The organism is Limosilactobacillus gorillae (assembly GCF_001293735.1).
Lineage (GTDB): Bacteria > Bacillota > Bacilli > Lactobacillales > Lactobacillaceae > Limosilactobacillus > Limosilactobacillus gorillae.
In genome coordinates, this window is record NZ_BCAH01000036.1 from 1 (window position 1) to 11,024 (window position 11,024).

Below are 11,024 nucleotides of genomic sequence, written 5' to 3' on the forward strand. Positions count from 1 at the left end.
TATTGTTCTAAGGATTTAACTAAAACCGCTTCATCTAGTGATGACTGTAACTTTAATTTGCACTTGATAGTAACAGCTTGCTGCATTAGGTTCACCTCACTTTCTTCATACATCTATTATATCATATTTAGATGTGCAAAAAGAAAGGGAAAAGGTCAAGAAAAGAAGCACCGTAGGTGCTTGAGTGGGGGCTTTCCTCCCATCACTAAAGTGACGGGTATCCAGCCCATAATATATCAATGAAGCGGGTAGTTAATCCAAGGAAAGTCCATTTTACTAGGTACTTCTGCGGTTCGGCCCATCTTCGAAGCGTAGTTGGCTTCACGGCCAGAGTGCACCAGCTGAAGGATCGCCTTGTTCCCATCCTTTTTAAGGGCGCTGGCTAGTTTTGTCATCCCCGGTTTGAAACTATCATCAAAGAGTGCTAATTGGGTTCGATCGTCGGCCCATGACCGGGATGGTCCCCTGTTTTTACTAACGGAGGTGTATTCAGCAATTACCATCCCCGCGGACTGACTGCGAGCACCATAGTAATCAAGGGTGTCTTGGGTCACATAACCGCGATCACCAGAATTTGTTAGCATTGGCGACTGAACTATTCGGTTCTTTAAAACGGCTCCATGACGTAATTTGACTTGATCTACTAAAGATTTCATGGCCTTCACCTTACCTTTCTTTTGATATGTTAACTATATCACAAGGAGGAACGCCGATAAATTAACCCTTACTGAACAACTTGTTCAGGTCCCCTTAACATCATGGGAGGTCAAGGAGCTATCTACTATATTACTATCAGTTGCGGCCTCCCAGCCGACTTTAAGACTGCGTTGTCACCTAAGATGGTAATTTGCTGATCATTAACCGAATCCGGCAACTGATACAACGTGATCAACCCAGTATCACCTAAATACATCACTTGCCCATTAATAACGCACTTCTCAAGCAAGATTTTGATAAGTGACTTCCGTACCTGTCCATCAAACTTACTATAGGAAGACAAATTAAAGTGGCCGATGAAGAGTACGATATCTTCATCAGTTGTTTCAATGATTATTTTAATGCTTTAGGAAATTTAATGGTTTATCTACATTAACTTTTGTTTTCTGATATTTCTGATTGATCCAAGCTTGAATCTGTTTATTATGATAAAGCTTAACTAATTTTCGATACTCTGTATTATTACGATTTTTCTTTGCCGTAACAATCACATTAATATTGTTTTTCGTGCTTTGGCTAACCTTTTCGTGGTAAATTGAATCCTTTAATACATTTAAATGCCCCGTTAAAGCAATTGTATTACCAATTAATACCAGATCCGTAGATTTTAGTACCCGTGGGCCAGTTGTGTCATCAATTTCTTTAAACTGAAGATTCTTGGGATTAGATGAAATATCATTGATTCCGCTAGTTGCCCCAAAATTTGACTTCAATTTAATTAAGCCCGCACTCTGCAGTAGTAGTAGGCCACGAGCTGTATTGGCAGGATTATTTGCAATTGCAACCGTCGCCCCATCGGGAATATCTTTAATACTCTTATAACGGTCAGAGTAAAGTCCCATTGGTTCTAGATAGGTGGTTCCCAGTGCCACTAACTGGGCTTTTTTATTTTCTTTATTGTATGCTTGCAGATAGGACCATGATTGGAAGGCATTCACATCGACCTCACCACTTGCTGTTGCACGATTCAAAGCTACCGGATCAGTAAAACTCTTAACCTTGATCTTTAGGCCAACTTCCTTTGCCTGCTTACTATTAGCAATATGTTGCCAGATTTGCACATCCGGTCCAACTGTCCCCAGTGTAATCTTATCTTTCTTTGTTAAACCACCGTTAGTACCCACACTAAGTCCAACACCAAGCAAGATTACAATAATAATTCCAACAATCCACCATTTGGTTTGTCTCTTTCTCCTCATTTTACGACTCCCCTTATCTTTATTTTCACTATTTTAATAACTAATCGTAGCAGCCAACGAGGTTCTATATATCCTTACCGCATAGAAAGCGTTAACATAATCTTGATTAGTCCACCACCCATCGTTCAAATGGCCCGTCGTACCACATTCTCTGATCATTCCTTTTCAGAGAATAATGAGTGATCATGATAATTACTGTATGATTCAATCATAATTAAATGAACATGATGTTCCTTTACCTTTGTATGATCAAGTGTAAAACTTCCAACTTTCGCCATAATAAAAAAACTCCTTTTCTACTTGATGAGTGCAGATCTTGAAAACAAAAACGTCCCTAGGAACGGTCGTTTGCCAGTTCCTAGGGACGTTCAATCTTTATTAACGTGATACCACCCTAATTTAGCCTTATCTCACAATAAGACCCGCTAGAAGTATTCAATAAAACTCCGGCACGATAACGGGTGCTAATCGCTCGCCGCTAACAATAACGCTCACAGCATCGGTTTGCTCCAAGACCATATTCGTTATTCTCTGTAATATCAGTTCTCATCATCCCTGACTTTCTGTAATAACATTAAATAACTACTCATCTCTTCTAAGCATTTTCTAATTTAATTGCCGCCATAGTATCGTTATCCTTACTGGTTGTCAACATCTCTAAACAAATTTAATTCATCATAAGGCATCCGTCTTGCAAAGAACGGTTTGTATCTCTAATACAATCTATCTTGAACCTCTAAACTTAACCCACAAAAAATAATTCCACCAATGAAATACCACATATGAGACCAGTTGAAGAAGAATAAAATTTCAAATAAGGTAGCAAAACTCAGAATAATAATACATAACCACGTTACCACCTTCAAAATTTTAAAGTAGATTTTTTCCATCTCAACTCACCTTCTCTTTTACTAGCCCACTAAAAACGTCCTGCCCAGCTGAAAAATTATAGTTATCTCGGGGACCAAAAGTTGTAATCACCCCTAGGTTCTAACCACTAAGATCAACGTCTTCATAATGATCATCAAGGTTTTGTCTTCTTGTTTGTATGTGATCCTTTTTACCCTGAAAAACCAGCAATTAGTCCCCTCGGTCATAGCATAATCCTAATACCATGGCCCCTAACGCCGACCAGAAACCATATGGAGTCATCATCCATAGCAAGGTTAATGGTACAAATATAATGATTAACGACCACACCCACCATTTTTTGTACCAGGGTTTTGGCGGCCGCATGAGTTTAGGGAGGTCCTTAAGTCTTCTCATTATCTCATTCCTCGTTTAGAAACCATCATCATAGTCTTCTTTTGGCTTCTCAATTAGATCCATCGGCGCATCAACACCATATTTTTCTAGTATACTGGTCAACCAAAAGATAAATCGATCACGTTTAAAGTCATACCCACTATCGCTAAGTTGAATTTTAGTAGTTGTATAATGATCAATTTTAATAATATAGGTTCTATTTCTGTTAATTATTTCTGAAATAGCCTTGCTTTCACCTCTATCATGATAAAACAATTCATAATCACCGGTATCATGATTAATTAGATCTCTTTCGTTGAAGTTAGCGGCAATCGGCCCCAATGTCACTATCTCACTGTCTAATCTCCCATTTTCTTCGACCACCGCACTAATTTTCGCTATTTTCACGTTAGGATCGCCATCTTGATCTAAAAAACTAGCCTCACGAATGATTTTTTGTTTAAGTTCTTCATCGATTTCAACCATAATAATCCTTCCTCCTATGTGATCTCTTTATCTCATTTCAACCCTCTGCTCAAAAATCATCCGCCATGAGCACGGCGCGTATTTTACTAGTTTTGGCTCTGGCTTTTCCTCTTCAAAGATGCCCAGCCCCGCAAACAGGTCCATTTCTTCAGTATGTTCTTGGACCCGTTCAACCGGCCCCGACTCATTAATGATTGACTCAAAGGTATATTCAGTTCGCTGAACCAGGCGCTTGGAGTTCTTTCCCCGCATGGGTGTCCACTCACTAAAGATGATTGGCGTTCCATCCGGTCGTTCCTTTTTCAAGGTATCTCCCTGCACCATGTTTGCCCGGATAATTACCTTGGCACTTTTAACCACATTTGCGACTGGTTCGGCATCAAACTTTTCCCGAATTAGCCGGTCATACTCTTCAACGAAGGTATTGATCATATTGGCGATGAGGATCAGATAATTGTCCTTAAGGTACTCGATCCCGTACAGCGTGGAAAGGGCCAGTAAACTGTTATCATGAAATATCTCCGCACTGGTGCTCTTTTCGGCTGCCACCGCTAATTTACGGCGTAGCAATTCAACCAAGAACGCCCCTTCTCCTGCGGAGGGCTCCAAAAAAGTGGCTGTTAAATCATTGATCTTCGCCGTTATTTCAGGCTGATTAAGCATCAAATCAACAATCCGCTTAGGTGTAAAAACCTCTCCATGATCCTTAACCCGATCGGTAGATTTTATTAGCTTTTCTCCCACTAATCCATCGCCTGCACTTTCGTTTCAATGAAGTTGATTTCATCATCTGAGAGCCCATACTTCTTGTACAACTGCTGGTCAATTTCTGGAATTGACTTAGTCCAATCAATATCGGAGTTCGGAGTAAAATCTTGCATAGGAACAAATTCCCATGTTGCTTTCGGGTTATGCTGCGTTATTTTCCTTGCTCCTAAAGTTGTACGTGCAAACCTTGTCTTTATATACTTCAATACATTTTCTGCTTGGCTCTTATCTTGAAAGGGTCCTATACAGATAAACGTATCAGTTACCCCGATAAGGGGTTCCCCGATAAGGGGTTCCCCGATAAGGGGTGTACTCAATACCTCACCAATTGCACCTGTTCCATTTGATTCAGGAACGAGAACTTTATATGCATCAATATAATTATTTTCTTGGATGTATTTTCGATCTACATACTTATACGACCTTTTTCCATTATCCAAACCTAGAAACTTAAGTTTCTCATTTTCAGATTCAATATAGTTTGATGCAAAAACATTCTTAGATGTACTAAACACTTTAGATGTGATTTTACTCTTTGTTCCTTTTCCGGTAATTTCTAAAATCTCAGGATGATCTTCAAAAGCTTTTTTGGAGAAACGATATAATCCTTGAGGTGAAAATAAATCACTGAATGAACCATTATTTTTTGACCAAACCTTTTTTAAAATCGATGATAACTCTGGAAATGATGTAAATATTCCAATTGGCTCCCATTCCTTTGACGAATCTCGAAGCGTAATAACTACACCGCCCTTAATATCTGTCCTAGGAAAAATATTGCTACTTGTTTGGTCATACATCACTACTTTTAAATGCGGGTCATTCAACATTTTCTGATTCCATGTCTTAGGCGTTTGCCCTGCATTAAATAAAAATCGTCCAGGTGTAATTAAAGTAACTACATCAGCTAACTCGTAGGATAGCTCCATAAAAGTATGATAAACTGGCTCATCCCGTGTACTATCACCTTTTGCTTCTAGCTGGTATGGCGGATTTCCAATCACCACATCGAATTTCATTAGCTTAAACAGCCCCTTAATTTTCTTTGCTTCATCCTTGATATTCTTCTTCGTATCACTGACGATATTATCCACGAATTCAATGTTCAAGTCTTGCGTTATTTCTGAGCGGTACCCGGTTAAGGTCCGCTTAGTAATTTCTGCGGCCATTGGGGTTTTGGCGATTACGAAGATATTCTCACGCAAGACCCGTTGCCAAATCATCAACTCGTCTTCAGCACTGAACTTACCGGCGGTATTCTCAATTAGCTTTTGATATTCCTGCCAGTAGAGGGATGTTGCGGCGTACAGTGGGTACAGTCCCGTTTTGGAGTTGATTTCCAGGATGCGGGTATCCCGCTTGAAGACTTGGTCCGTATATTCAGTATCGATCCAGTGAGTAGCCGCTACTCCATCAATAGTCGTATTTTCGAATTGGTCGTCAAAGAAAGACAGGCCTCCGATAGTCTTCCCCAGCTGAAGGTTTACCACGCGCCACGGGGTCAAAACAGTTTCCTTGTCGGGGTTCCGGAAGGTCCCAAAGATCATGGCCAGTTGTTCCGTCCGCTCCAGTGGGTCCATCTTATCCAAGCGCTTAACCCGGCGCCGAATGATCTTCCCCGCTTCGATAAAGACCTGTTCATCGTAGTAACGGTTGAACTTGTTAAAGAGCTCCTTGGTGACTCCCTTGGGCATAAACTCCTTCCAGGACTTATCATCAACTAAGCGGGCGAACTTACTCATGTTAACGTCTTCGTCGAGGTCGACATTCATCCCGAAGATCATTAATGGAATCCGGATCGAGATTGAGCGTAGAATTGAAATCATTGTCTTACGCTGTTTCTTCAATTCCTTCATCTTGTCAATGGCTGCTTGTTCCTGGGCCGACCGTTCCTTCTTCGGTTTCTTCTGCCCATTAAGCGCCTGGTCGTATTCCTCATCATTCAGCCCTTGGTTGTTAATCTCAACGGTTACCTTCTTCTTTTCCTGCTTGGTCCGGCCAACAATGGCCTTGAGCTTGTTAAACTCGTCAATCGCCGCTTGGTCTAGCATCAACAGTTCATCACTGTACAGTGAATCGTCATCAAACCCAGTCTGAACGGCCTTCTCAGCGTAGATCTTCTTGATTTTGGTCAGCAGGGAGTCAACCTTAAACGGCTTCATCCCGTGCCCTTCTTCCCCGATGATTGGCAGGAAGTTCATTAGTTCGCACATCTTATCCTTTTGGGCGCCTGAAACTCGCTTTCCAACCCCCGTCGACATCCGGGAAGATTCGGCCATCACCTTTAAGGCGCGGTCAGGAGCGAAATCAAAGATGTAGCAGTTGGTCTTCTTTCCGAAGGTTCTTGATGAATATGGGGTTTGGGCCCGGAAGGCCGCCTGCAGATATTGCATGGCGCTGTTAGTGTTGGACAAGAAGACCACCCCGGTCCACGGCTTAATCGTTACCCCGGTAGTCAGTTTCCGCACCGTCAGGGTAATCGTTCTAGTTGCCGCAGCATCCGGGCCAATCGCATCGTTCACCCGTTGAACGTCGCTTTCCGAGGTAACCCCGTTATCGTTGTCCTTCAAGTCCTTAACAACGTTAACGATCTTGTAGTCCATCCCAAAGACTGGGTGGCTTGCCATCAATTTTTCAAGGGCGTTGGCCTCTTTTACTCCCGGTAAGATCCAGAGCGTGTGCCGGAGCCGGTTCCGAAATTTCGGGGTTGAGAATGGGTAGTTAGTAGCCTTATTTGGCGAGGTAATGTTATCCAGGAACTGGCGGACCTTGGCCTTGTATACAAATTCACCCTGATCGTTAACCCGGAAGAACTCCTTAAAGTTAAAGGCCTTCGTTAGATCATCAATGAAAGAGCTCCCCTCAAAGATTCGGTTCATCTCGAAGGTAAACATTGAAACCTTGGGCAGACCATCGTAAGGGTTGTCCTCGTCCGGGTGATTAGTTTCCCAGTCCATCTTGGCCTGTTGTTCCATCACGTAATCCCAGGTAAAGACCTGATCTTCTTCGTACTGATCTAAGATGTTAAACGGCGTCCCGGACAGTTCCAATAGCTTGGTGTGGTCAGGGGTTACTACTAGGTTAGTAACGTTCTTGGCTAAATCAGTTTGGGTGCCTTCGTGGGCTTCGTCAATAATCACCAGGTCCCAAGTGGTGTTGAATAATTCCCCGTTCTTATCGCCAGCCTTCCCCCCGGCCATTTCCGACCCCCGCAGGTCCTGGAGGCTGGCGAAGTAAACGAAGGGCTCCTCACTATTGGCTAGGTTGGCAAAGGTTTCGCCGGCCTGGCGGGAACCATAGTGGTAGCCTTCCTCAGGCATTCCGATCTTGCGGAAGTCCTCATACCATCCCTCATCGACTACTGGCCGGTGCGTCATGATCAAAACGTGCTGGTAACGCTCATCCTTAATCAATTGCAAAGCCGACAGGGTCTTTCCAAACCGCATCTTGGCATTCCAGAGCATCTTATCGTACTTCTTGAACGCCTTTTTGGTCTTTTTTACCGCTTCGGCCTGTTCTGGGCGGAGGACGATGGCGGATTTTGCTTCCGGAACTGTAATGTCAATGGCTGCTTGACCATTACGCACGGCTTCAATTGCCCGTTTGACCGTTTCAACATCAGTCTTGAACCATTCCCGCCCATTCAAATACTCACTATGCTTGATTCCGGAGCGCGTTAAGACATTGTGGACATCACGGTCGCTAAACCAGCGTCTTTTCTTTGGGCTATACGCCATCTGCGCCCAGTCCACTTGATAGTGAAGGCCCGCGGTCCCCATGTACTGATTAATTCGGCGCCGGGCAATGTTTTGCAAATCCTGACTATTCTTATTGGCATCAATGTCAAAATCTTCAACTGTAGCCTCGCCGACCTTTTCAGAACCCTCATACTGGGTAATTCCGCCGGTCACGGACTGAGCGTAGATTACCTTGCGCTCGTTGGTGGTGTATAGCTGCGCCTCCAATTGCGGTTCAACGAAGGGCGTTTTTTCGTAGTCAACGTTTAAGACATCGGCGACATACCAGTTTAAAACGTCGTATTCATTCTTCAAGCCGCTCAGAGCATGGTCCTTGGTGTAGTATATTTGCGACGCTAATTCGTGGGCGGCCTTGTTCCCTCCTTGCTTCATGATGTACATCTTGTTGAAAAAGTCCGGGCTGATGAGTTTGGCCCGTTTAGCGTACTTCAGGTTGTCCGCAAAGGTGTTGTGCGTCGGATCGTAATCACTATACGATAAGTCAATCACCTGGCTGATAACATGTTCGTAAATTACCCGAATATTAGTGAATACACTTGAATAATCCTGGTTCAGATAGGCTTTTTCTGAATTTTGCGCATTTTCTTGCAGGATCTGAGCGTCCATATCCCGCTTTAAAAAATCAAAGTTCGACTCCACAATTTATCTCCTCCCATGCTTCTTTGTCCATTATACCGGACAAACCGGGGTTAGCGGCTGTCCAATCTTTTCTGTCCGTCATTTCTTCTTGAAAAACTCCTTTTTGATCGCTTCCATGCTCTGCGCATCCGGTTCCATCGAATAGGCCAACCTGTGGCCAAGCTTAAAGTTTTCCAGTACTGCCTTTTGAATAAACTTGTCCGCCAGTGCAGCCGCTACGCGAATCCGCTCGCAATTAGCGTGATGCTTATCCGCCGCCAGCCCCGCCTCTCGTAGGATATGCTCAAAGACATCAAGCTGAATCTGGGCTAGCTTATCGGAGTGGGCCAACTGACGACTAACGGCATGGTAGCTGGTAGGAACCTTCACCTGTAACCCGTTGTAAAAGACCAGTATCGTACTGCCATCTTCTAGCTCGCGCAGCTCGCAAAGATGGTGAGCCATAAAGTAACCCGCATCGGGAGCGTTCTTATCCTTGTAAGGGATCATCTTATTCATTCCCATGATGTAAGTTTCCGAAAGCCGCTCCTTAGAATCATAAAGTTCACGATAAATTTGCTTCACGGGCTCATTTAAAATGCCACGAATACAGTGCTTCTTACGTAAATTATTAAGCAAGGTCAGGATCGACTTGTTAACTTTAAAGTGTTCCCCCTTACAAGTCACAATTATTGACTGCCCCTTTCCGCTTCGATAAACAACGGCTGTTCGCTCCCAATCAATTTCGTAGTCATTCAGTACCATCATCGTTGCGTCTGGTTCCGTTGCATCATGAAACTTCGTGATTACTAGCTTTTTCAACCGTAACACCCCTCTAAATTAATTTCTATTCTGGTATCGCTTTCATTTGCTTACCGGATATTAAAGTATTGATTTTTTCGGCATTTGTCAATAGCAGAATCGTAATAATTTAAAGATTATGTGAATTTATTTACATTATCCATTTCGGTATATTTAATCCAACCGGCCGGTTAAATTAACATAAAGGAACTGATAATATGACAACTGAACATACAATTCGCGAGGGGTTAATTGACCTCTGCCGTCACGATCAGGAGCGCCTAGTGAAGATGGCTTTAGCCAAGCTGCACGTCAACAAATTCCACCGCCACTACGATGATTTTTATCAGGAGGGCTGCATCGCCTACGCCCGGGCCTACGTCGACTTCAAGGGCAAGGTGGACGCGGAACGCGACCGTTTCTATGCCTTTGCCTATAAGATGATCTACTGGCGGATTTTAGACCTCCTGAAGAAGAGCTGGCACCAAGAAGACGGCCGGCAAATCTCAGCGGATTCCTCTCCGGCATTGGCTTATCATTTGGCAGCCATAATCGATCCCCAGGCTAATGCCAATTTAACCGCCATTGAAGAACGACAGCTATGGACTAGCCTGATGAGGGCCCTTTCGTCGCGCCAGCAGGACTACCTGAAATTATTTTGCCTGCAGTTTACCAACGCCGAGATTGCCGATCGACTCCACATCTCGCGAGCCGCGGTCTACGAACTACGCCACCGCGTATTTGAAGTCGCCCGTAAACTGTTAACTAATGACCCTTAATATAATAATAATCCCTCCTTGCGACACAAAATGTCGTTGGAGGGATTTTTTCTTATTTTTGCGAATTTTTTTGGCTTTTCCTAAGGACCACCCCTGCTTTCGTCTAAATCCTACGTCCCACGCTAAGTGATCCTGTAAATATGTAGCAAAAAAGGAAAGGGCCACCCTTGCTATGAGGAGCTGCAAGGGTGGCCCGGGGTATGATGTAAGGGCATGATGTGATCATTATCTGATCGGGTAGTTCGGATACCCGAAGTTACCATCACAGGGGTCTCTTCATTTCTGAAAAGATAGGGTAGGTATTGTTATTATCTAGGTACTAGTATGATAGTGGCGGGGGCCACTACAATGATCAGATTAGATAGATAAAAGGCTTCCACATCGATGCCAAATAAGATTATAGCACAGACATTTAAAAACGAAAACGCCTTCATGGTAAAAAATAAATCTTTTTTTGCTGACCCCTGGTTCCTCGTTGCCAAGCGATTTCAAAAGGAGCTGTGATTAAACCATCACAGCCCCTTGATTATTGTTTCATAAGGGCGGTGGCGTTTTACTTAGAACCTGGCCGTTCCTTTTTTTCGACCCTTTTGCCCATTGTCATCTGATCGTTGTAACCCCAGACCCAGGTGAGGGTCAACTACGCACCGAAT

General features: G+C 43.5%; 7 protein-coding genes and 1 other annotated feature. Of the genes, 1 reads left to right on the forward strand and 6 read right to left on the reverse strand.

What is annotated here, in order from left to right:
* Positions 1-236 precede the first annotated feature (236 nt).
* The 6 genes from AOQ57_RS06715 to AOQ57_RS06745 form a co-directional block, all read right to left on the reverse strand.
* Positions 237-656: an oxidoreductase gene (locus tag AOQ57_RS06715; RefSeq protein ID WP_093626455.1), complete on the reverse strand. Its 420-nt coding sequence runs from the start codon at positions 654-656 to the stop codon at positions 237-239.
* Positions 657-1,055: 399 nt separating this feature from the next.
* A complete protein-coding gene (locus AOQ57_RS06725) occupies positions 1,056-1,916 on the reverse strand; it encodes a MetQ/NlpA family ABC transporter substrate-binding protein (protein ID WP_093626445.1) in 861 nt (286 codons plus the stop codon).
* 357 nt (positions 1,917-2,273) lie between these two features.
* Positions 2,274-2,523, reverse strand: a binding site (T-box leader).
* A 674-nt stretch (positions 2,524-3,197) separates the two neighbouring features.
* Complete coding sequence (locus AOQ57_RS06730; protein ID WP_093626447.1) at positions 3,198-3,647, reverse strand: hypothetical protein; 450 nt, start codon at positions 3,645-3,647, stop codon at positions 3,198-3,200.
* A 27-nt stretch (positions 3,648-3,674) separates the two neighbouring features.
* Positions 3,675-4,391, reverse strand: coding sequence for a DNA methyltransferase family protein (locus AOQ57_RS06735; protein WP_162200222.1), 717 nt, complete (start codon positions 4,389-4,391; stop codon positions 3,675-3,677).
* Positions 4,391-8,812: an Eco57I restriction-modification methylase domain-containing protein gene (locus AOQ57_RS06740; protein ID WP_093626449.1), complete on the reverse strand. Its 4,422-nt coding sequence runs from the start codon at positions 8,810-8,812 to the stop codon at positions 4,391-4,393. The genes AOQ57_RS06735 and AOQ57_RS06740 overlap by 1 nt, the downstream gene beginning before the upstream one ends.
* 78 nt (positions 8,813-8,890) lie before the next feature.
* Complete coding sequence (locus AOQ57_RS06745; RefSeq protein WP_093626451.1) at positions 8,891-9,613, reverse strand: hypothetical protein; 723 nt, start codon at positions 9,611-9,613, stop codon at positions 8,891-8,893.
* A 197-nt stretch (positions 9,614-9,810) separates the two neighbouring features.
* Between AOQ57_RS06745 and AOQ57_RS06750 the strand changes: the two genes are divergently transcribed.
* The gene (locus AOQ57_RS06750; protein ID WP_093626453.1) at positions 9,811-10,371 is read left to right on the forward strand and encodes a sigma-70 family RNA polymerase sigma factor; all 561 of its coding nucleotides are present in this window, start codon (positions 9,811-9,813) and stop codon (positions 10,369-10,371) included.
* Positions 10,372-11,024 lie beyond the last annotated feature (653 nt).